Here is a 21,224-nt window from a genome sequence, read left to right as displayed (position 1 = left end):
ATGGCCGAAATGGTAAAATCCACAACATCAAGCGGACCGCGAGCGGCGGAAGCCAGTCCGGTGACCCGCTTCTTCCGCGCCACCGAGATCGACACACGTCTGCTCGGCATGATCGGCGCGCTGATCATCATCTGGATCGGTTTCCACATCATCACCGGCGGCCTCTTCCTGACCCCGCGCAATCTCTGGAACCTCTCGGTCCAGACGACCGACATCGCGGTCATGACGACAGGCATGGTGCTGATCATCGTCACCCGCAACATCGACCTGTCCGTCGGTTCCGTGCTCGGCCTCTGCGGCATGATCATGGGCGTGACGCAGGCCAAGATCCTGCCGGAATATATCGGCTTCGACAGCCCCTTCACCTGGGCGATCACGCTGCTGGTCGGCCTGGCGGCAGGCTGCCTCATCGGCGCCTTCCAGGGCATCATCATCGCCTTCCTGAACGTTCCCTCCTTCATCGTCACTCTCGGCGGCCTGCTCGTCTGGCGTGGCGCGACCTGGCTCGTCACCAGCGGCCAGACGGTTGCCCCGATGGACCAGACCTTCCGCATCATGGGCGGCGGCGCGGAAGGCTCGATCGGCGCCACCTGGAGCTGGATCGTCGGCATCTGCGCCTGCCTCTTCGTCATCGCCAGTATCGTCGGCTCGCGCCGGCAGCGCCGCCGCTTCGGTTTCCCGCGCCGGCCGATATGGGCTGAATATTTCCTCGCCGTCCTGAGCTGCGTGCTCATCCTCGGTGCGGTCTGGATCGCCAACAGCTATTACTGGCCGATCAACATCGCCAAGAAATATGCCGAGACCAACAATATTCCCTGGCCCGAAACCGGTCTGGATATTCCCTACGGCATCGCCGTGCCGGTGCTGATCGCTATCGTCGTCGGCATCATCATGACCTTCATCGCGACAAGGCTGCGCTTCGGCCGCTACGTCTTCGCAATTGGCGGCAACCCCGAAGCGGCCGAGCTCGCCGGCATCAAGACGCGCTGGGTCACCGTGCGCATCTTCGCGCTGATGGGCATCCTCGCAGCCATAGCAGCGGCGATCTCCACCGCCCGCCTCAACGCCGCAACGAACTCGCAGGGTACGCTCGACGAGCTCTACACCATCGCCGCCGCCGTCATCGGCGGGACGTCGCTGGCAGGCGGCACCGGCACCATCGCCGGCGCCATGCTCGGCGCGCTCGTCATGCAGTCGCTGCAATCGGGCATGGTGCTTGCGCATGTCGATACGCCGCTGCAGAGCGTCGTCGTCGGCACCGTCCTCGTCGTGGCGGTCTGGCTCGACACCGTCTACCGCGCCCGTGCCAAGTGAGAGGAGCCCTAGACATGGCTGATCAACGCACTCCCCTCGTGGAACTGAAAAACATCTCGATCTCCTTCGGCGGCATTCACGCCGTGGACAATGCCTCGGTCGATCTCTACCCCGGCGAAGTCGTGGCATTGCTCGGGCATAACGGCGCCGGCAAGTCGACGCTCATCAAGATCCTCTCCGGCGCCTACAAGCGTGATGGCGGCGAGATCCTGATCAACGGTGAGCCCGCCGACATCCGCAATCCGCGCGATGCCAAGAAATACGGCATCGAGACGATCTACCAGACGCTCGCCGTCGCCGACAATGTCGACGCCGCCGCCAACCTCTATCTCGGCCGCGAGCTGAAGACCCGCTGGGGCACGCTCGACGACGTCGCGATGGAAGCCTCGGCCCGCGAGGTAATGGGGCGGCTGAACCCCAACTTCAAGCGCTTCAAGGAGCCGGTGAAGGCGCTTTCGGGCGGTCAGCGGCAATCGGTGGCGATCGCCCGTGCGATCCTCTTCAACGCCCGCATCCTGATCATGGACGAGCCGACGGCGGCCCTCGGCCCCCAGGAGACGGCGCAGGTGGGCGAGCTGATCAAGCAGCTGAAGAAGGAAGGCATCGGCATCTTCCTCATCAGCCACGACATCCACGACGTCTTCGACCTCGCCGACCGCGTCTCGGTGATGAAAAACGGCCAGGTCGTCGGCCACGCCCGCACCGAGGACGTGACCAAGGACGAAGTCCTCGGCATGATTATCCTCGGCAAGGTGCCGTCAAAGGCCATCCCCGGCCCCGGCGCCATGCAGATCTGACCGCCGTAAGGCGACAGCCCACAACAATCACACTCCGCCGCCCGCAAGGCCGGCGGAGTTTTCATGCAACGGTTCCCAGGTTGATGGATAAAAACACCCGCCAAACCGCAAGCACCCGTATTTCTGAGAATTTCGCGATTGAAGCCGGCCGCAAGCTAGGCTAAGAACCACCCATCGGACAGGCGATTCAAACCGCCTTCGGCATGCACCCGTAGCTCAGCTGGATAGAGTGTTGGATTCCGATTCCAAAGGTCACAGGTTCGAATCCTGTCGGGTGCGCCATTTTTATTTTGTCCATACCGAAGACATAGATAACGAATGATGCCACCGCGCGCTGGAGCTCTTGCTTCCAGAGCTTCACGAACAAACGCAATTGATGAAGCCTCTGGCGGCATGACTATCGATGTCGTACCGAGGCGCGCTGCCCGCGCAAGCGAGGAGCCAGCGACGCCATTCAATGTGGCGGACAAGGAGCACCGGATGAAAACTGTGTACACGATCGGCTACGAAGGCACCGACATCGAACGGTTCGTGAAGACGCTCACCGTTGTTGGTGTCGAAGCAGTGGCCGACGTCCGGGCAGTTCCCCTATCTCGCAAAAAAGGATTCTCGAAGAATTCTCTTCGTGAGCATCTGGAGAGTGTCGGGATTAAGTACCTCCCCATGCAGGAGCTTGGAGATCCGAAGGAAGGAAGAGAAGCAGCGAAGGCTGGTGACTTCGATCGTTTCAGAACGATCTACACGGCGCATGTCGACCAGCCCGAATCTGCGGCTGCCATCGAAAAGCTCGCAGCCGCCTCCGAAGATCAGGCTGTCTGTTTGCTCTGCTTCGAGCGCGATCCGAAAACCTGTCATCGTTTTATCGTAGGCGAACGAATGGGAGCTTTCGGCTACCAGATGCTGCATCTGTTCGGTGACGATCCCGCTCGTTACCTGCGCAATCAAGAAAAGCTACCGAAGCGGTCGCCGGCCTAGAAAAGTTCTGCCTGCATCTGGTGCGGCGGATAAATCAAGCTGATGATCAGCCATTGATCCTGGAACCGATGCTGGTTTCCCATCAGCAGCGTCAGATCCTTCGACGGTATGTCCTTCTCGAGCTTTTCCCGGAAGTGGCGTTCCCAGTCCGCGCCGTACAGTCGGTCACAATTCCAATAGAGTGCCCCAACCTCCCAGTCGACAAGCTTGTGCCTGAAGGTTTTCGCAGTGGTTCCCTTGCCGCATTCGTATCGATAGTAGAAGTCGAACGGCAGCTTCCTGAGGGTTCTGATCGACGGCTTGTCCTCTCGATCGAAAAGGCCTCCCTGCGTCTGGCCATTCACGAGCTTTGCCAAATCCTCGTCCGTCCAGTCCGGATTGGAAACAGCCTCGATATCCACACCAAGGATCCGCGCGGGTTTCAGCATGGCAAGGGAAATACGGCCGGCCAGACGCGCCGCCTCGATGTCATCGAAATGGTCGTAGGGTTTGATCGCCGCTAGCAACCGTCGCCGTTCGGCCCAATCCTTTCCTGGCTGGATTACGATCCCACCTTCAATAGTATCCACCTTGATGGTGAAGCTTTCCGGACGATGATCCTTCTTAGCCTTCTCGACCTTGGCCTTGATCCACTGCCACTTCTTGAATTGCTGCTCCTCTGCGATCAGGCGAAACGGGACCGGAAAGAGGCGAACCAGATTGCCCTTTTCATCCATCCCGGCCACACATGTAGTCTCCGCATACTTGCCGCTGGGCGAGGGATACGTCTTGCAGAGAATGAGGATGCGGGCATCGACGATTGCCATGCTTTGCTCCTGGACAAATCCGCCGTTGAATCACGGTTGTTTGGAATTCCAGCCACCAGCAGAGAATGAAGTCAATCCAGCGTTGCTGTTTGGTCCGGACGACGCACAACCATTTCTGGTTTTCGTGAAATCACCCGCTTCCTCCCGTTCCGGCGGCCGCATCCCCGACCCATTCAAGCTATTCAGATTTTGTTAGGCGCGCGGCGCCTGTGCGAGACGGGCTTTTGCTCCCGCCACTCGTTCAGCGGCAGCTTTGGGTGCCGCCGGAGAAGGAACGGCCGGAGGCGCTAGCTGGATCACCGCCAAACGTCGAACCATAGCCCTCGAAAACGCCCAGGGCGGAAATCGACGACTTAACCGCAACTGGCGGCAGGTATTCGGTATTTTGAAAGGTGCTCACTAGTTCCTTCAAGCATTTCGGGTGCGCAATGGGCGCTGGATCCCTGCTCTTGTGATCATCCCTCCCAGCGTCACGCTGGTGTTTTGTGACGGGCCTCGCCGTCACGGTGATCGCGCTCCGATTTGAAGCACCCGAATCATCTTTGAATTCGGAGGATTGGTTAATGCCCTTTCGTCGACGGCGAAAAGAGCGTCCACTTTACCTCCCATGAGTTGTGTAAAAATGTGGATTAACTGCCAGACGTGCGAGAAATTCCACTTCTAGTGTTGTCGACTTGCTGCGTGCATGCTTCCGTACTAATGCAACCCAAAAAGGAAGAAACAGATGGCGCTATACAAAAATGCCAGTGAACTCGTGAAGAGTGACAGTGCCGATTTCGATGCAATCTATACACCGGGTACCACAGCGCCATGGTCAGGCATTTACATCTGCACGAACTGCCGAGATGAAGCGGCCTGCAATGCTGGCAATCCCCTCCCACCGCAGAATCATCGTCAACACTCCCCCGGCAAAGGCGACATTCGCTGGCAGGTACTCGTCAAAACGCAGAACGGTCCGCCCGCTATCTGATGAGACTGTGCTGCCGGCGTCAGCCGTCGCGCTCATGGGGGCGCGCTTCAGCGCCTTCCAATGAGGGGAACAGAGTGCGATTACGTGCCAAGAGCGTTCCTCAAGATGTCCACAGCCGCATCCAAAACATGTTGTGGTTAGCAATTACGAACACTTGGCCACTTGCTTCCGAGCGATAGGGCGCATAAGTGCGCAGCAGCAGGCAGCACCGTTTCTTTTAGTGAAAGGTGCGCCATGCAATCTGACAGTCTCACGATTTCCGTTCTCGGAATGAACGCCACAGCCAGCGGGCAGTTTGCCATTGTTGCCTTGGTGGCGATCTTCGCGACTGTTGCGCTGCTGAGGCTTCGGAAATGAATTGGGCTGGACGCACGGGCGCCGGAGATTCGATCGGCCGGGTCGCGCTTATGCCAACTCCCCGCGGGTACGACCGGCGGCCGCTCCACTTCAGCCGATGCACTTCGGCAATCCCCATGCACTCAAACTCGTTGGCAAGGCTATATCGCACCTCAGATGACCCACATCCTCACTTCACCGAGCTTCCTCATCCCCTTGTTAGCAATTTGTTGACCATAAGCTGGCTTTACTGAGCGTGAGGGATGCGGAGATTCCCGCACGTCATCGAGTGTTTGATGTAGGACGGAATTGTTCGTGTTGAAGTATCCAGTGCAAGGATTATCGGGCGGAGCCTTGGGCGGACTTGCCACGCTCCTGTCGCGTGCGGAACGGTTTGTCGCCAAGACCATTCTGCCGGCTCTGTTTGCGCTGCCGGCACTTGTCGGCTCTGCATCATTTGCCTCGGCGGAAGATCGTGCCCTGAAGTTGTTTTTTACCCATACGGGCGAGAGGGCCACGATTACCTATAAGCGGGACGGAAAGTTCGATCCAAAGGGCCTCGCCCAGATCAATCGGTTTCTGCGCGACTGGCGAAGGAACGAGCCGACCCGGATGGATCCCCGGCTGCTCGACCTGGTCTGGGAAGTATACAAGCGCAGCGGCGGCAAGGACTACATCCACATCGTCTCCGCCTATCGTTCGCCCAGCACCAACAACATGCTCCGCAACCGTTCGCGCAGCACGGGCGTCGCCAAAAAGAGCCAGCACATGCTGGGCAAGGCGATGGATTTCTACGTTCCCGGCGTGAAGCTTTCGACGCTGCGTGCGCTGGCAATGCAGATGCAGGTCGGCGGTGTCGGATATTATCCGACCTCGGGGTCGCCCTTCGTGCATCTCGACGTCGGCAACGTCAGGGCCTGGCCCCGCATGTCCCGGCAGGAACTCGCTCGCATATTCCCGAATGGGCAGACGATGCATCTGCCGGCCGATGGCCGGCCGCTGCCGGGATACAATCAGGCGGTTGCGAACCACAGGAAGCGGGGCAGCACTGCCTCGATCCAGATCGCCAGCACCGCGGGAGAAGACGAAGACGTGAGCGCGTCGACCAGGTCGAGCGGCGATACCACAGACAATAAACTCGTGACGGCGCTTCTGCCCACGCCGAAAAGCCGGGCATTGAATGCGCTGGCACTCCAGACCGGCGCCGCCCCGCGCGATGACAAACGGTCCGCTCCGGATCTTTCATCTTTCCCGATTCCGATACCGGCGATGCGCCCGCCCGCCCTCAAGCACGACGCGGGCCTGGATGACAAAATAGAGACTGCGTCGATCGGCCCAATTGATGTCCTTCCGGATAAGCCGGCGCCGGCATTGCCGGCCTACGCCCGCTTCGAACCCCGCCTTGCTGCACACCAGGCCTCCAAGCAGGGCACGAATATGATCGCCTCCCTGCCCATGACCGCTTCCTGGGAAGAAGCAAATTTCCTCGGATCGACGTCCGAAACGGCGCTGATGAAATGGGCGCTGCATTCTCCTGGCGAGATGATGGAATTGAGCGCGCCTCGCGTTTCCCCGCGCACGGTTCATCGTCAGGCGAATGTCGCGACCTCCGGTGAGGATATCATTCCGGTCGCCGCCCAGTTCGATGCCAACCGGCTTGCGTCGTCCCCGGAGGGCTGACCTCAATCCTTGATGCGCAGCACGAAGCCGGTCGAAACCGCCAGAACGACCATGGTGAGAACCGGGCTGGCAGTCCCGAGAAACCAGGCGTCGCCGCCCAGTGCCAGAAGCCTGTGCGGCCACCAGCAACAGCCGAGCGGCACCACGAAGGTGTGACATTCCATGTATCTGCGTAGGAATGGAGGACCGCACTGTGGCCGACTAGCTTTTTTTTGGACCTCCTAAACAATTGCCACACTTTATGGCCGATGCGCGCGCATCGGCCCGAAAATCGGAATCTATGCTCGGGAAAAATGAGGTAGATCCAATGTGTTAAAACGTTGTCCAGGCGCTTGAGAAGACGCGCAGGCGCCATAGTTTGGATTTTCGAACGACGACGACGACCGTTTCCGCGCGCAGGAAATTCAGACCAAAGTCCGATTCAACCCCGGACTTCGTGCCCATACTAAATGTTCGATCGCTGTAATAACAATAATATATCTTAAAGTAACGAGGCGCGTTGATGTGAGAAGCGTATCAATTTCTGGCAGAGCCGGCTTCATTGGATCGCCTGTGACCGACTTCTACTTAGGAAGTGATGTCCGGAAACCGGTTGTTGTTGACAATCTTTACACCGGACCTTTCGAAAATATACCACACATCAAGGATCCCCGTTGCCGCCGAGCGACATGCTTTTCGAGCAACCTCAGCTCTGGATCCGGAACGCGTCGGAGAGGTTCTCGAAACCATGCGGATTCCTTCGATCGTACCCGCAGATGGGGGCGGCCTTCTCATGGCACGGATAGTCGAGATAGGGCAGGTCGTGATGATCGCGCAACGCTCATCTGTATCATCCGGTCCGGCGCGGTCGCTCGTCATCGAGCGCGGCATCGGCAGCGACACGTATCACCTTAAAGTAGGCAAATTTAATAATTAACATTAATAAGCGAGTATTTTTTTAGAACCATTCTAAATAATTGTCGTGCATTACAGGTGATGCTAATAAACAGGTACATTTCTCAAGTCACGAGGCGCAATGCAATGAAAAGCGTATTGATTTCTGGCGGGGCTGGCTTCATCGGATCCCACTTGTGTGATCGACTTTTGCTGAGGACGGACATTCAGAAGCTGGTCGTTGTTGACAACCTCTGGACCGGGCTTTTCGAAAATATCGCGCACATCAGGGACCCCCGTTTCCACTTCGTGAAATCCGACGTCGAGACGCTGCAGACTTCGGAGAAATTCGACGAAATCTATCACCTTGCATCCCCCGCATCGCCGCCGTGGTACATGAAGGAGCCGAAGAGGACGATCTCCGCCAATCTTCTCGGGGCATTCCGGTTGCTCGACTTGCTGAAGAAGGGCGGACGTTTCGGTTTCACCTCTTCTTCCGAAGTCTATGGCGATCCTCTGGTGTCGCCGCAGCCAGAATCCTACAAAGGCCAGGTCGACTGCACGGGACCGCGATCGTCCTACGACGAGAGCAAACGATGCACGGAGTCGCTGCTGTTCGAGATGCAGCGCACCCAGGGGCTCGACGTCAAGATCGTTCGTCCCTTCAACATCTATGGCCCGCGGACACGTTCCGACGATGGCCGCGCGGTCTCCAACTTCATCACCCAGGCGCTCTCGGGCCGCCCGATTACCGTGTTCGGCGACGGCCTTCAGTCTCGCAGCTGGGGCTATGTCGATGACGTCGTCGATGGTTTCGCGCGATATTTCTGGATGAATGAAACCGATTACAAGGGACCCCTGAACGTCGGCAATGATCGCGAGATTTCGGTTCTCGAAGTCGCGCAATATGTCTCCAGACTTGTCGGCAACGTGCCGATCATCTTCGAACCGTCACCTCCGCAGGACCCCACGAACAGACGGCCGGACTTGACCAATGCGCACTATGTCATGCCCGAGTGGTCATGCAAGATCACCTACGAACAGGGCGTGGCGATGACTCTCGACTGGTTCAGGGACCAAATGAGGCACGCCGCGGAATAAACCATGTCGGCTTTCGAGACTCGCGTCTTGGATGCACGCGGCGTATGTTCACGGTGCGATTGAGAGAGTGATGATGCGAGAAGCAATTCCGTCCGATCTGAAGGATATGAGTTTTCCCGTACCGATTCACTATCTCGATCTCGCCTCCTCTCGTCTCGATGCCGTTTCGCCCCCGATCTCCGATGGGCTCGTGGTCTTTCTGTCGGATGGTCTTCCCGTCGGACAGACCTATATCGAAAGGCCCGAGACGGCGGCGGCACTCGCCGATCGTATCGTGCGGCCCGAGACCCTCGAGCATGCGCGTCATGTCGCGCAAACGCCGGTGCGCAACCCCGACGTCAGCATTCTGATTTGCACCAAGGACCGGCCGGAGGAACTACGCCGGTGCCTGGCTTCGATCCCCAAACAGTCGCTCAGCCCCATCGAGATCATCGTGGTCGATAATGCCTCCTCCGGTGATGCGACACGTCGTGTGGTGGAGGAATCGGGCGCAACCTATGTCCGCGAAGACCGGGTCGGGCTGGATTATGCGCGCAATGCGGCAGTTCGTGCGGCGAGAACCGAATTCGTCGCGTTTACGGATGATGACGTCGTCCTCCACGAGCGGTGGCTGGAGAACCTGATGAAGGGGTTCGATCTGCCGGAGATCGCCTGCGTAACCGGATTGGTTCTTCCCGGAGAACTTGCAACGCCCGCACAATTTATCTTCGAGAAGCATTGGAGCTTTGGCAGGGGCTATCTGCGGCAGGATTTCGATCAGGATTTCTATGGCCTACACAGGCGTTACGGCGCTCCGGTCTGGACGATCGGAGCCGGCGCAAGTCAGGCCTTCCGCCGCAAGGTCTTCGAGGAGATCGGCCTCTTCGATGTCCGCCTGGATATGGGCGCTGCCGGATGCTCAGGCGATTCCGAATACTGGAACCGACTCCTCCATCATGGCCATGTCTGCCGCTACGAGCCGACAGCCGTATCCTGGCACTTTCATCGCAAGGATATGAAAGGCCTCGCCAAACAGATCTACCAATATATGAGCGGCCATATAGCGGCGCTGCTCGTCCAGTATCAGAATACCGGAAACGGCGGCAACCTCAGGCGCATCCTCATCTCCTTTCCTAGATATTATGTCGGACGGATCCGCAAACGCCTGCGCAAAGGCGCGACGTCGCATGACTTCTTCTTGAAGCAGGAAATGCTCGGAAGCGTAAACGGCGCTCTATACGTTCTGCGGCGATGGAAGAGGCCCGCATGGTGATCGCCGCGACGCCTGACATTTCATTCCTCATCCCCGCCTATAATGCAGCCGATACGCTTGCCGAATGTCTTGCCAGCCTGCAGCAGCAGACGCGATCGAACTGGCAGGCTGTCGTGGTCGATGACGGTTCGACCGACCGCACCTGGGAGGTTCTCGAGGCCATCGCAAAAACGGACAGCCGCATTCTCCCCGCCCGTCAGCCGAATGCCGGCGCCGCGGCGGCACGAAACCACGCCGCAAGACTGGCAGCCGCACCCCTGCTATGCATGCTGGATGCCGATGACTGGCTGGATCCGACCTTCATCGACAGCATGCAGCCGGTGGCAGAGGATTCATCTTCAGCAGTTATCGCCTATTGCGCCTTCCGCCGGGTTGCCCCGGATGGCAGGCTGATGCGGGTGGAGCAGCCCCCCGCCCTGGCGGGCGACGCCGCCAAGCGCGAGTTCTCCTCCTTCTGCGCCCTTGCCATCCATACGGTCGTCTTTCCCAAAAGCCTTTTCGAGCGGCTGGGAGGCATGGACGAGACCTTGCAGACCGGCGAGGAGTGGGAGCTCTGGCTGCGCATGGCCTTTGCAGGCGCCGAATTTCGCCGTGTCGAGCAATGCCTGGCTTTCTACCGCATGAAGGCGGGCTCGCTCTCCGGCGACCCGCTCAAGCTGGTGCGTGACGCCGTCCGCGTCACGACCAAGGCGGAAGCACTGCGGATGCAGGAAGAAGTGTCGACCGAAGGGCCGGAGACCGGATGGATGACGCCGGCTCTCAGCCAGTTGCGCATGCTCGCCTGGGCCGCCTGCGCCAGGCTCGATCCGGCGCCTGATGTCGCAACCCTTGCGGCCTTGCTGCCTGAGATCCCCGACCTCGCCGGACAGGAGGGCTTTCTTGTCGAAGTGATCCTGCATGGGCTGCGGACGGGGCTGCTCGCCGACGGGAACGACGAGCTCATCGATGCCCTCGCCAAATGGCAGCCGACTTTCCTTTCGCTAATCCGCGTGATCGAGCGACATTCCTTCCCTGGCACCGGGCGCAAGATCATCGAAACCATCGGCTGGCAGCTGACCGCCGGAAATCTTTTGCGCTCCTTCACACTCGGCAACCTCCAGGTGGTCAGTGTCGAGCTTGGCAGGCTTGCCAGGATCCCTAAAGGCAAACAGGCAGATACGCTCGTCATGCACGCCTTCTCAGCCGACGAGCATGTCGGCTCTTTCGTCGGGCTGTTCTGGGGCGATCTTTCGATCCGGGCGCAGATCCGGCTGATCATGCAGGAGATGCAGGCCGAAGAGCATCTACAGACGCCGCGCACGCTCGCCTATGCCGGTTCCTGGACAAGGGAGGCACTGCGCGGCTACCGAGCGTTCGGCGGCCTCATCATCCGTAGCGGCCGGCGGCGAGGACGTCTCGAACGGCTTTTGGCGCATGTCGGGCGCGAGGCCCTCCTTGCCTCTGCGCCAAGCGACAAGCAGGATAACGACGCCCGGCTGTCTGCCATCCTGCGCGACATCAGACGCGGCCTGTCGCCGTCCGTCCGGCATGCCGCCGGCATCAAGCCGGAGAAAGACAAGCGGGCTTCCGCCGTTCATTCCGAAGAAGACTATTGGCAACATATCTTCGAACGCCCGGATCCATGGAACTACCTCTCGGTTTACGAGCAGGTCAAATATGCGCAGACATTGAGCCTCATCCCGCCGGGGATCGACAAAACTCTCGAGCTCGCCTGCGCCGAGGGAATCTTCACCGAGAAGCTGGCGCAAAAGGTCGGCCATCTGACGGCCACCGATATTTCCCAGCGCGCGATCGCCCGGGCGATCGAACGGTGCCGCGGCCATGACAATGTCGAGCTCCGCGTTCTCGATTTCGTCAGACAAGATCTTCCGCCCGAGCAGGATCTCATTATCTGCTCCGAAGTCCTCTATTACATGAAGGACGAGGAGATGCTTGCCGCAGCCTGCCGGAAAATGGCGGCGGCGCTGAAGCCCGGTGGCTGTCTGATCACCGCCCATGCCCATATCCGCCACGACGAACCCGGCCGTACCGGTTTCGATTGGGGCCATCCTTTCGGCGTCGCAACGATCAAACAGGTCCTGATCGAAGAGGCCAGGCTCGCTCTTGAGGAGACGATCGACACCGAGCTTTACGCGATCCACCGGTTCCGAAAGGCCGCCGTGACCGATCCTGTGCTGCGGGTCGAGCCGCATGGAACGCCAATGGATGTCGATGTGGCAAAGCACGTCGTCCGCGGACCGGCCGGCGTGTCGCGCCAGGCGGCGTGGACGACGGAGGTGACGAACTCGGTTCCCATTCTCATGTATCACAGGATCGCCGAGGATGGACCGGCCGCACTGCGCCGCTTCCGCACGCCGACGGAGATCTTCCGCAAGCAGATGCAGTTCCTTCGCCGCCACGGCTATTACGCGGTGACGGCGCCGACGCTGACAAATCTTTTCCGCAGCGGCAGGCCGATCCAGGGCCGGCCGGTTATGCTGACCTTCGACGACGCCTACCTGGATTTCAGTACCAACGCCTATCCGATCCTGGCCGAGAATGATCTCAGCGCCGACGTTTTTGTCGTGACCGACAAGGTCGGCGGCCGGTCCGACTGGGATTCGGCCCATGGAGAGCCTGCTGCGCTGATGTCGTGGCCGGATATCCAGGCGCTGCACCAAAAAGGCATCAGCTTCGGCTCCCACCTCGCATCCCACACACCGGCCAGTGCGATGGACAACGAAACCCTGCTGGCCGAAGCCATGCTGTCGCGCCATGCGCTGCAGAGCCGCCTGGACGCCACGGTGGAGGCGATTGCGCTGCCCTATGGCGCGACGGACTTCCGGGTCCCGGGCATTCTGGCGCTGGCGGGCTACGGCATCGGGTTTACCACGCGGCCGGCGACGGCCAATTTTTCCGATAGTCTTTTCGCCCTGCCGCGCCTCGAGGTCCGCGGCGATCGTCCCTTGGAAGCCTTTCCTGAACTGATCGGCCTGCCGGGAGAATTCATCGGATGACAACCAAATCAGCGGCCCCTCTGATCTCCGTCGTCATACCGGCTTACAACGCCGAGAAGACGCTTTTGGAAACGCTGACCAGCGTTTCCAAACAGTCTTACGACAAACTCGAAATACTGGTGGTCGACGACGGATCCCGGGACGGGACCTTCGATCTCGCGCAGGACTATGGCCGGAGCGATCGCCGTGTCCGTGTCCTGCGCCAGGAAAATGGTGGCGTTGCGCGCGCTCGCAACCACGGCATCAGGGAGGCGCGCGGCCTCTATATCGCCCCGGTCGATGCCGACGACATATGGCATCCCGAGAAAATCGAGCTGCAACTTCAGGCCGTGCGGAAATTGCCCGACGGACATGGGGTCGCCTACAACTGGTACGCAGCGATCGACGAGAACGGTGTTATTTTCGGCCATTCCCGCCCCGTCATGCACGAGGGGAACATCTTCGAACCTCTGTTGCGGGAAAACTTCATCGGCAATGGCAGCACGCCGCTGATGCCGCGAGCCGAGCTGCTTCGCTGCGGCGGCTATGACGCAGGCCTTCGCGACAACGGCGCCGAGGGCTGCGAAGACTTGAAACTTTACCTCGCCCTGGCCGAAACGCTGCCCTTTGCGCTTGTTCCCGATTTCCTCACCGGCTATCGCTTCACCAGGGGAAACATGTCCAGCAACGCCTATCGGATGCTGAAATCCCACGCCCTGGTGATGGCCCCGATCATCGCCCGGTATCCGGGACTGATGAGCGACATCCGGACGGCCCAGTTCAACACGACGCACTGGTATTTCAACAAGGCGCTTGCCGATCGCGACTATGTCCAGGTCAAGAAACTGGCGCCGATGATGGCGAAATACCCCGCTAAGCTCATCATCCATGGCATGCGGCAGAGCTGGCGCCAGGTAAAACGCCACGGCATCCAGATAGCAAAGCGCCTCCTCAAAAAACCTTCGCCTCGCCCGAGGACCCGCTTTGCGGGAGCGACCATTCCGCAAGCCGGAACAGCATTCAGCGATCGATTCATGCCTGCCGGGCAGGCGGTGAGCCCGATATCATCGCAGGTGGCCGGCCATGAATAGGTTTCGGAAACCCGCCTCCTCGAAGCCGGGACGCGCCTATAACCTGGTCGTCGCCGCCCGGTTTCGCGAGCTTCGGCAACTGGTGCCGGCTTTGCGGCTCAAGATGACGGTGATGATCATCCTCGGCATTCTCACCGGCTTCTCGGAAATGGTCGGCATTACCTTTCTGGTCAGCCTGGTCTTTCTTCTCGGGCAGCAGGCTCCCGTTTCCGGCTCGGCTGTTGCATGGCTTCCTTCGTTTTTCGGCGGCATCGATCTCAGTCTTTCCAAGCCTGTCATGATCGGCATCCTCATCGGCTCCATCCTGTTCCGGATTCTGCTCGGATGCGCCAATTCGCTCATTGCCAGCGCGGTCAACCACCAGATCAGCGATCGCATGCGAGATCGCCTCTACGGCAAGATCTTGACCATGCCCTTCCAGCGCTTTCAGGACTATGAGCGCAGCGACCTGATCAACGTCATCGCCACCGAAGTTTACGCGGTCTCCTCGGCCCATTCCAGCCTGGTGCGGCTGGGGGTCAATTTCGGCACGATCGTGATCTTCGGCATCGGCATGCTGGTGATGGCCTGGCCGATCGCCCTGCTCGCCCTCGCCTTCGGTTTCATCCATAATTTTGCACTCGGCCTCTTCGCCGGCGCCTACCGCCGTCTCGGCGCATCGGCGCTGGCTGCGGTGGAAGCCCTGACCCAGCTGAGCTGGACGACGCTGCAGACTTTGAAGGCCGTCAAAAGCTTCGGCCTGGAGAAGCGCCACCAGCAACTCTTCGGGGCGCTTTCCAGCGACGTCGGCCAGACTTGGCGCCGTTCGGACTGGATGGGGGCGACGACCTCGCTTCTCAGCGAAATCCTGACCTTCGGGGTCATCCTGACGATCATTCTATCCTCGGAATTCCTGCCGGTGGATTTCAAGGCGGCGCTCTCGGCGACGATCCTTCTTTACAGGCTTCAGCCACATATCAAGGGATTCGACTCCCAGATCCTGAGCCTTTACGAGATGGAAGCGTCGCTGCAGAACGTCCTGGCGCTGCTTGCAGAGAAGGATGACATCAAGCAGACCGCGCAAGGGGAGAAAGTCACCCGCCTGGCGGAGGCGATCGTCTTCCACGAGGTCTCGTTCATCTATGAGCGGGCGAACGCACCGGCGGTTCACGATCTCAGCTTTTCGATCAGGGCGGGCGAAACGACGGCTCTGACGGGGCCGAGCGGCTCCGGCAAAACCACAATCCTCAACATGATTCTCGATCTCAACCCGCCGACCCAAGGCATGATCACCATTGACGGCAGGGACCTCGCAGCCATCGACCGTTCCAGTTGGCTGAAACTGCTCTCCGTGTCGGGTCAGGACGTAGAACTGATGGAGGGCACAGTCCTCGACAACATCCGGTTTCGTCGCGATATCTCGGAGCAGGATATCCGCTGGGCGGCCGATGTGGCCTGCGCAACGGAGTTCATCAACGATCTGCCGTATGGCTTCGATGAATGGCTGGGCGACGAGGCGATCCGGCTTTCGGGCGGACAAAGGCAGCGCATAGGCCTGGCGCGCGCGCTCGCCGGCCGGCCTCAGATCCTGCTGTTGGACGAAGCGACGAGCGCGCTCGACGAAGAGACCGAGATGCGGGTGTTTTCGGCGATGAAAGAAGACGCCGGCAGAACGCTCATCGTCGTTAGCCATCGACCCGCTGTGGCCAGGCTGATGAAGAATCGGATCGATCTCCGCCCCTCCGCTCCCACGTCGAAGCTCGGGTGACGGAGATGGATATGTCAACGATGTCCGGGATTCGGGTGGCCGTCGTGATCCCCGCCTATAACGCCAGAGACTACCTTGCCCAGACGCTCCAGTCCGTCATCGACCAGACCCACAAGGCGCTGGAGATCGTCGTCGTCGACGACGGCTCGACGGACGACACAGCCTCGATTTGTCGCCGTTTCGCCGCGAGTGATCCAAGGATCCGGATTTTGTCGACAGAAAACCGCGGAGTCGCCGCAGCCCGCAATACCGGGATAGAGGCATCGAAGTCCAGCTACATCGCCTTCCTCGATGCGGACGACCTATGGCATCCGACCTATATCGAAAGAATGCTTTCAGCTCTCCAGCCTTTGCCGAACACCTGGGGCGCGGTCTACTCTCTTCACCGTATCATCGACCCCGAGGGATTTTGCACAAGATCCGGCTCGTCGCTTAACGCTCGGGACTCTATTCTCACCCGTCATCTCGTATTCCGCTTCGTCGGCAATGGCAGCGGCTTCATGATCCGCCGTGCCGTCGTTGGCAAGATCGGCGGCTACGATCCAAGCTATGTCAGCAAGGGAATTGGAGGTTGCGAGGATTTCGATTTCGAACTTCGTACCGCTGAGCATTTCAAGATCGAGACGGTACCGTTGGGTCTGGTGGGTTATCGTATCCATTCAGCAGCCATGTCTTCAGACATGTCGCGGATGGCGCGATCGCTTCTGGCGGTGACCGAGCAATGTATCGCCCGCAATCCACAGCTTCCTACTTTGGTCGTTAGTTGCGCCCGCGCGTCGGCCCATCTTTATGCATTTTCAAAATTTGCGGCTTTGAAAGATTGGAACAGCGCCGCGACCTCGCTCAAACACATTTATCATCATAGCCCAATGCTTGCTTCCGGCACCCTCGCTAAATTGATCCTTTCAAAAGCCAAGAGAACCACACGCAGGGCGCTATCGAAAATCTGGCCAGCTAGAGAACAAAGGCAAAAGAATCTCAGGAAATTCGAAGAGATAGATCCGCTTCTCCCATTGGTCGGCGGTTGGTCTCGCTTTAGAACGAAGGCGTTGCTCAGCCGCTTGTCGGAGATCGATCGCTCCGGCGAATGCTCTGCGGCGACCTCGTCGCAGGAGGCTTGATGCCTGTCGGCTACACGTCTGTCGGTGGCACCAGCGCTGATGGCAGTTTTTTGCTCGGCCGCTGAAACAGCTAAAGGTTTAACAACCCATCACTTCAATCGGCGTAGCGACTACCTCGTTACTTTGCATTACAAACCTTGATAGTTTAGCAGAATAGTAATTAGCAAAAAATCGAACAAGTTATGAGAAAAGCAATCACCCCAATAATAATCTTCGACAATACCGATTTTAACTGTAATAATACATACGCACTGTGCAAGCATTCCTGCCCGAGGACCCGTCACCCACCCCGACGGGTCCTCAACTTTGCTTCTCGGCGGGTTACCACAAAATACGATCGCGATTATCTCTACTCAGCATAAATAGATCTTACTTCGGATGACGATATTATGCTGTTGAGATCGGTTTGATCAGAAAATCCTCCATCATCGACAAGTGAAGATCAAAGTTCTGGTTCTTTTTTGTCAATATTTCGCCCGACACTTCAATTCATCTTGGGGATGCTTTCGGATCCACAATGAAATTGCAGAGACAGAAAGATCGTCATTAAGTCGAAATTATTATCCGATAGAATTTTATAAGTATCGATACCGCATCAAAGAAGAACACATCCTACGATTATTAGGATATGGAAACTTAGTAATCTTATAACTGATTTTTGAATACAACCATTATTTGCAATTCATAATTTTACCTTTTGATAAAATTTTACTTACTACACTCAATTATCGATACCAACTTATTGTGCCTAAACATCGGCATTACCTTCGACGCGGGAACAGAAGATCTACCGACCGCCACTTCCCGCCCCTGGCCCTCAACGACCCGGCAACTGCCTTCATCATTGGTGAGGTTGTCACAGCCGATGGCCCAACAATCCTGGGATGGTTGCGCGGGAAAAAGTTGCTGACGCGATTCAAGACTGCCGGATGAAAGCCTAATATATAGATAAATAAAGATATTTCTAAACTCCCTGCGACCTGTACCGATTTGATTCAGCCAACAGCATTCGGTCTGTCATTTCGAAGGTCGGCATATAAGCCTGTACTCGCCAATAGAAATATCGACGCAAAACCCGCGGCGTAGGACATGCCTGTCCTCTTTGAGGAGCCTCCCGATACGAAACAACCGATATGCTTTGGCGAAGTTGTTCAGTCCTGATTCAACACGCCAATGGCCTGTCTCACATCCGGACCTGTGTCGAAATGGTCGCACCTCGCCAACGAATTAACCCTTCATAAAGCATTTGCTTGCTCAACTTATAATTTGTGTCATGGTCACTGTAAGTAGTGAGGGAGCCGACCTGATGAGTGATATAGCATCGCAGATTCCGGAATTTGGTTACGATGAGCGCGTGATGATCTGCCGGAAGCAGATCGAAAAGGCGGTCTATCAGTTCATTGCAAATACGAAGGTCGAGGGATGCGATCCGGCGGAAGTTGCAATGGCCATCGCAGACATTGCCGACGATTACATTCTGTTGCTGGCCCAGAAGCGCAACCTGACCCATTAAGATGAAGGGTCGGTCGTTAATCGGCTGGTCGTGCAGAAGACATCGAGTGCGAAATCGCGCCGCCTCCCTGCCCGGAGGCAACGTCAGCGAAGCCGCTTGCCCCTCGCTCGGATGTCGAACAGCTTCTGAATAAAGCGCCAGCGGCCGGAAACGAGCCGGGCTTCCCTAACCTACAATTGACCCGAAGCGCCGAAGCAGCCCACACCGGGCGTCCGTTTCAGCGCGTTATCTCACTGCGATTGAAAACGGCTCCGTTCGATTGACGACTGCGCGGCTGCGCGCAACCACACGCATAACCCCGAAAATCGAAGCTGATTTTCGGGGTTATCGCGGGATTGAAGTGATGGAGCGTTCTCGGCGCGTCCTATCGGACGCGCCGTACTAATGACTTCTCACGCTCACTTGCGGAACCGGGGAGCTCAATTCGGCCAATTCCCTGGTCAAGCCCTCCCCGACCTCCTGCTTCACGGCCTCGAGCGCAAGGTCGAGGCAATTCGTCGCGAACGGCAGTTTGACATCCTGAGCCACCTGTCGCGCATAGGCGATCATCCGCGCCAACGCGACGAGTTCTTCCAGACCGTCTTCCGCCCCTTGGTCTGCATCTATCTTGACAACCGATGTCACGCCCATGCCCCATTTCTCCAATGAATTGAAGAAATGATACGCGTGTGGAGATGATCCAGCCCGTGAAAAAAGCGTGACACAACCCTCGGTGACTATTGTCGTCTTCGATTCACAATGCTGAGCGTGTCCGGAATGAGGTGTCATGCAGTTTCCAGGGCAGATCGGCACCCGAGCGAATGTCGCGGGCGCCCTGCACGGCTTTCAGCAACGTCAAGGCATCGATGCGTTTTTGATCGATGGCATTCGACAGAATTGCCGCCAGCAGATCCGCCCGATCCGGCTGGGCCAGCCCTGCACACTGCTCGACGACAGCCCGCCACGTTCGCCTCTTGAAGAATATCGCGCTTGCGGCATCTTCGAGCTGTTGGCGCAACCGACCTTCCAGCAGTCCGCGATCCTCCATCGCATCGAGCGTTGCGCTGATGTTGACGAGCGGTACCGTCAGCGGCTGGCTGCCCAGCGCGCTCGGTGCGTGCGTGAGCGCGACGGCGGCATCGTCGACCAGCCGGCCGGTGCGATAGTCTTCGAAAATGCGGCCGATTCCGATCATGCCGAACGGATGGCATTCGGCAGCGCGCAACGCGCCCATGCTTGCCGCCCCGAAAACCGCGACGCCCAGCGACAGAGCATGGAGAATTTCCTTGTGCCAGACCGGTGCGGCATATTCGAAGCCACCGTCGATCAGGCCGATGACATTGGCGCCCTGCTCCACCGCCGCCAGGACATCACCTTGCGTGGCAGGCGGCAGGACGCGTATCCCCTCGCCGGCAAGCGACGCCGCATCGGGAAGACTGGGACCTGCGAAAATGAGCTTCAAAACCCTATCGCCCTGGCAAGCGCCCTCGTTCCAAACTGCCGGGCGCGCGCGCCCTCCGGATTTTCGAGCTCGGGAATGACAATCTTGACAACACTGAACGGAAGCGTGTCCTTGCTGAGGCGCACGGCGATCACCGAAGCGATCCGCCTGTTTCTGAGCGCGTCGAGCACATGCTGCAGCAATTGCGCCAGATCCTGTTGCCTGTGTCCTGACATCCCGTCACCGCCGATAGTGGCAGCGGGCGGTGCGGCAACGGCATCGAAGGCCCGCCGCATCAGCGGCGGCAGGCATCGTGAGAAACTTGCCGGAGAAATATCGTCCCTGGCTCCGCTGATATAGGTCAGCCGGGATTGCACGGCTTCCGTCACCGCCCGAATGACCGCGCGCACGGGAGACGGATGAGCCCCGGTACCGCCGGTCACCTCGACGAGGCGAGTGTCCCCAAGCCTAATATCCCCGGCGCCGTGAAGATCCCGAGGGCTTAGAAGGAGATCCCCAGGACCCAGCATGGCGGTGAAACAGGGGATCCCGATGTCGCTGGTGATATCGAAGAGCCTGAGCGCCAACCCCGATGTTTCGATCTTGTCGATCAACCCGTCCAGGGCGCCGTCCTGAAAGCCGCGGGGATCGGTGCAGCCGGCATAACGATCGGCTTCCGCGCCCACCTGCCACAACACATGGGCGTCACGCTCGATACGCTCCAGGACGCCGTGAAAGATCGCCTCCTCGTCATTGTTTCCCGAGGCCAGGCCGTCGGACGACATCCAGTATCGCGCGTCACGTGTGCGGTCGAGCACCACCGCTTCAAAGGGGATATAAACCTCGTCGCCAGTGAGGATATTGACGCCGACAACCCATTCCGTCTGCTCGTCGGTTCCGAGATCGGGTTTGTGGACAGCGATCAGGCAGTTCAGCGTGTCGGTCTTGTGCCCCATTGCCTGCAGACGAGAAGAGCTGCCATGGACGAGATCGACGGACGGTTCGCCGGCGACCGCCCGTTCGAGGGCTTCCATGACGGTGGATACTTTGGCATCGAGATCGGTCAGGCCCTTTCCCTGAGCAATCACGATCGAGCGGGAATTCGGGGCGTATGCGCACCAGACGGGGATTCCGATGTCATCCAGTCCGGTATGTCGCGCAACCCTGGTGATGCCGAACCCGGCCAAAAGAGGTTCGACGCGGGAAAGGGTTTCCCGCGGCGACATGACCCTGTCGGAATATATGGACCGGTG

General features: G+C 58.7%; 18 protein-coding genes and 1 tRNA gene. 13 read left to right on the top strand and 6 right to left on the bottom strand.

Going from position 1 to position 21,224, the window contains the following annotated elements:
* The 4 genes from V8P77_RS01540 (at position 1) to V8P77_RS01525 (ending at position 3,086) form a co-directional block, all read left to right on the top strand.
* Positions 1-1,314, top strand: a complete 1,314-nt coding sequence (locus tag V8P77_RS01540) for a sugar ABC transporter permease (protein ID WP_168331108.1) — start codon at positions 1-3, stop codon at positions 1,312-1,314.
* 14 nt (positions 1,315-1,328) lie between these two features.
* Positions 1,329-2,111, top strand: a complete 783-nt coding sequence (locus V8P77_RS01535; protein ID WP_003561812.1) for an ATP-binding cassette domain-containing protein — start codon at positions 1,329-1,331, stop codon at positions 2,109-2,111.
* A 205-nt stretch (positions 2,112-2,316) separates the two neighbouring features.
* Positions 2,317-2,393, top strand: a tRNA-Arg gene (locus tag V8P77_RS01530).
* Positions 2,394-2,504: 111 nt separating this feature from the next.
* Positions 2,505-3,086 (top strand): DUF488 domain-containing protein, encoded by a 582-nt coding sequence (locus V8P77_RS01525; RefSeq protein WP_335910336.1) that lies wholly within the window; start codon positions 2,505-2,507, stop codon positions 3,084-3,086.
* Here the strand turns inward: V8P77_RS01525 and V8P77_RS01520 are convergent.
* Entirely contained in the window at positions 3,083-3,892 is an 810-nt protein-coding gene (locus tag V8P77_RS01520; protein ID WP_335910335.1) for a DUF8758 domain-containing protein, read from the bottom strand. The genes V8P77_RS01525 and V8P77_RS01520 overlap by 4 nt on opposite strands.
* An 814-nt stretch (positions 3,893-4,706) precedes the next feature.
* Positions 4,707-4,898, bottom strand: a complete 192-nt coding sequence (locus V8P77_RS01515) for a hypothetical protein (protein ID WP_335910334.1) — start codon at positions 4,896-4,898, stop codon at positions 4,707-4,709.
* 609 nt (positions 4,899-5,507) lie between these two features.
* Between V8P77_RS01515 and V8P77_RS01510 the strand changes: the two genes are divergently transcribed.
* The gene (locus V8P77_RS01510; RefSeq protein WP_335910333.1) at positions 5,508-6,878 is read left to right on the top strand and encodes a peptidoglycan L,D-endopeptidase MepK; all 1,371 of its coding nucleotides are present in this window, start codon (positions 5,508-5,510) and stop codon (positions 6,876-6,878) included.
* Positions 6,879-6,880: 2 nt separating this feature from the next.
* Here the strand turns inward: V8P77_RS01510 and V8P77_RS01505 are convergent, their stop codons facing one another.
* A complete protein-coding gene (locus V8P77_RS01505; RefSeq protein ID WP_335910717.1) occupies positions 6,881-7,042 on the bottom strand; it encodes a hypothetical protein in 162 nt (53 codons plus the stop codon).
* A 431-nt stretch (positions 7,043-7,473) separates the two neighbouring features.
* On the opposite strand from V8P77_RS01505, the gene V8P77_RS01495 reads away from it, so the two are divergent.
* The 8 genes from V8P77_RS01495 (at position 7,474) to V8P77_RS01460 (ending at position 18,551) form a co-directional block, all read left to right on the top strand.
* Positions 7,474-7,794 carry a hypothetical protein gene (locus V8P77_RS01495; RefSeq protein ID WP_335910716.1) on the top strand — a complete coding sequence of 107 codons (321 nt, stop codon included), beginning with the start codon at positions 7,474-7,476 and terminating at the stop codon, positions 7,792-7,794.
* A 104-nt stretch (positions 7,795-7,898) separates the two neighbouring features.
* Complete coding sequence (locus V8P77_RS01490) at positions 7,899-8,852, top strand: NAD-dependent epimerase/dehydratase family protein (RefSeq protein ID WP_335910332.1); 954 nt, start codon at positions 7,899-7,901, stop codon at positions 8,850-8,852.
* 31 nt (positions 8,853-8,883) lie between these two features.
* Positions 8,884-10,104: a glycosyltransferase family 2 protein gene (locus V8P77_RS01485; RefSeq protein ID WP_335910331.1), complete on the top strand. Its 1,221-nt coding sequence runs from the start codon at positions 8,884-8,886 to the stop codon at positions 10,102-10,104.
* A complete protein-coding gene (locus tag V8P77_RS01480; RefSeq protein ID WP_335910330.1) occupies positions 10,098-13,100 on the top strand; it encodes a trifunctional glycosyltransferase/class I SAM-dependent methyltransferase/polysaccharide deacetylase in 3,003 nt (1,000 codons plus the stop codon). The genes V8P77_RS01485 and V8P77_RS01480 overlap by 7 nt, the downstream gene beginning before the upstream one ends.
* Complete coding sequence (locus tag V8P77_RS01475) at positions 13,097-14,170, top strand: glycosyltransferase family 2 protein (RefSeq protein ID WP_335910329.1); 1,074 nt, start codon at positions 13,097-13,099, stop codon at positions 14,168-14,170. Before V8P77_RS01480 ends, V8P77_RS01475 begins: the two co-directional genes overlap by 4 nt.
* The gene (locus V8P77_RS01470; protein WP_335910328.1) at positions 14,163-15,917 is read left to right on the top strand and encodes an ABC transporter ATP-binding protein; all 1,755 of its coding nucleotides are present in this window, start codon (positions 14,163-14,165) and stop codon (positions 15,915-15,917) included. Before V8P77_RS01475 ends, V8P77_RS01470 begins: the two co-directional genes overlap by 8 nt.
* Positions 15,914-17,038 (top strand): glycosyltransferase family 2 protein, encoded by a 1,125-nt coding sequence (locus V8P77_RS01465; RefSeq protein ID WP_335910327.1) that lies wholly within the window; start codon positions 15,914-15,916, stop codon positions 17,036-17,038. The genes V8P77_RS01470 and V8P77_RS01465 overlap by 4 nt, the downstream gene beginning before the upstream one ends.
* Before the next feature lie 1,306 nt (positions 17,039-18,344).
* Positions 18,345-18,551: a hypothetical protein gene (locus tag V8P77_RS01460; RefSeq protein ID WP_003542083.1), complete on the top strand. Its 207-nt coding sequence runs from the start codon at positions 18,345-18,347 to the stop codon at positions 18,549-18,551.
* Positions 18,552-18,932: 381 nt separating this feature from the next.
* Here the strand turns inward: V8P77_RS01460 and V8P77_RS01455 are convergent, their stop codons facing one another.
* The 3 genes from V8P77_RS01455 to V8P77_RS01445 all read right to left on the bottom strand — a co-directional run bounded on the left by V8P77_RS01455 (position 18,933) and on the right by V8P77_RS01445 (position 21,197).
* Positions 18,933-19,181 (bottom strand): hypothetical protein, encoded by a 249-nt coding sequence (locus V8P77_RS01455; protein WP_003542090.1) that lies wholly within the window; start codon positions 19,179-19,181, stop codon positions 18,933-18,935.
* A 103-nt stretch (positions 19,182-19,284) separates the two neighbouring features.
* Complete coding sequence (locus V8P77_RS01450; protein WP_335910326.1) at positions 19,285-19,992, bottom strand: TfuA-like protein; 708 nt, start codon at positions 19,990-19,992, stop codon at positions 19,285-19,287.
* Positions 19,989-21,197: a YcaO-like family protein gene (locus V8P77_RS01445; protein WP_335910325.1), complete on the bottom strand. Its 1,209-nt coding sequence runs from the start codon at positions 21,195-21,197 to the stop codon at positions 19,989-19,991. Before V8P77_RS01445 ends, V8P77_RS01450 begins: the two co-directional genes overlap by 4 nt.
* Positions 21,198-21,224 lie beyond the last annotated feature (27 nt).

Source organism: Rhizobium aouanii, from assembly GCF_037002925.1.
Classification (GTDB): Bacteria; Pseudomonadota; Alphaproteobacteria; order Rhizobiales; family Rhizobiaceae; genus Rhizobium; species Rhizobium aouanii.
The sequence above is the reverse complement of the archived record's forward strand: the minus strand, read 5'-3'. Positions and strand labels throughout refer to the sequence as shown.

What these genes read in the sequence shown, in the direction of transcription:
- V8P77_RS01540 (WP_168331108.1), top strand. Translation starts at nt 1, where the DNA reads ATGGCCGAAATGGTAAAATCCACAACATCAAGCGGACCGCGAGCGGCG.
- V8P77_RS01535 (WP_003561812.1), top strand. Translation starts at nt 1,329, where the DNA reads ATGGCTGATCAACGCACTCCCCTCGTGGAACTGAAAAACATCTCGATC.
- V8P77_RS01525 (WP_335910336.1), top strand. Translation starts at nt 2,505, where the DNA reads ATGACTATCGATGTCGTACCGAGGCGCGCTGCCCGCGCAAGCGAGGAG.
- V8P77_RS01520 (WP_335910335.1), bottom strand. Translation starts at nt 3,892, where the DNA reads ATGGCAATCGTCGATGCCCGCATCCTCATTCTCTGCAAGACGTATCCC.
- V8P77_RS01515 (WP_335910334.1), bottom strand. Translation starts at nt 4,898, where the DNA reads ATGAGCGCGACGGCTGACGCCGGCAGCACAGTCTCATCAGATAGCGGG.
- V8P77_RS01505 (WP_335910717.1), bottom strand. Translation starts at nt 7,042, where the DNA reads ATGGAATGTCACACCTTCGTGGTGCCGCTCGGCTGTTGCTGGTGGCCG.
- V8P77_RS01490 (WP_335910332.1), top strand. Translation starts at nt 7,899, where the DNA reads ATGAAAAGCGTATTGATTTCTGGCGGGGCTGGCTTCATCGGATCCCAC.
- V8P77_RS01485 (WP_335910331.1), top strand. Translation starts at nt 8,884, where the DNA reads ATGCACGCGGCGTATGTTCACGGTGCGATTGAGAGAGTGATGATGCGA.
- V8P77_RS01480 (WP_335910330.1), top strand. Translation starts at nt 10,098, where the DNA reads ATGGTGATCGCCGCGACGCCTGACATTTCATTCCTCATCCCCGCCTAT.
- V8P77_RS01475 (WP_335910329.1), top strand. Translation starts at nt 13,097, where the DNA reads ATGACAACCAAATCAGCGGCCCCTCTGATCTCCGTCGTCATACCGGCT.
- V8P77_RS01470 (WP_335910328.1), top strand. Translation starts at nt 14,163, where the DNA reads ATGAATAGGTTTCGGAAACCCGCCTCCTCGAAGCCGGGACGCGCCTAT.
- V8P77_RS01460 (WP_003542083.1), top strand. Translation starts at nt 18,345, where the DNA reads ATGAGTGATATAGCATCGCAGATTCCGGAATTTGGTTACGATGAGCGC.
- V8P77_RS01455 (WP_003542090.1), bottom strand. Translation starts at nt 19,181, where the DNA reads ATGGGCGTGACATCGGTTGTCAAGATAGATGCAGACCAAGGGGCGGAA.
- V8P77_RS01445 (WP_335910325.1), bottom strand. Translation starts at nt 21,197, where the DNA reads ATGTCGCCGCGGGAAACCCTTTCCCGCGTCGAACCTCTTTTGGCCGGG.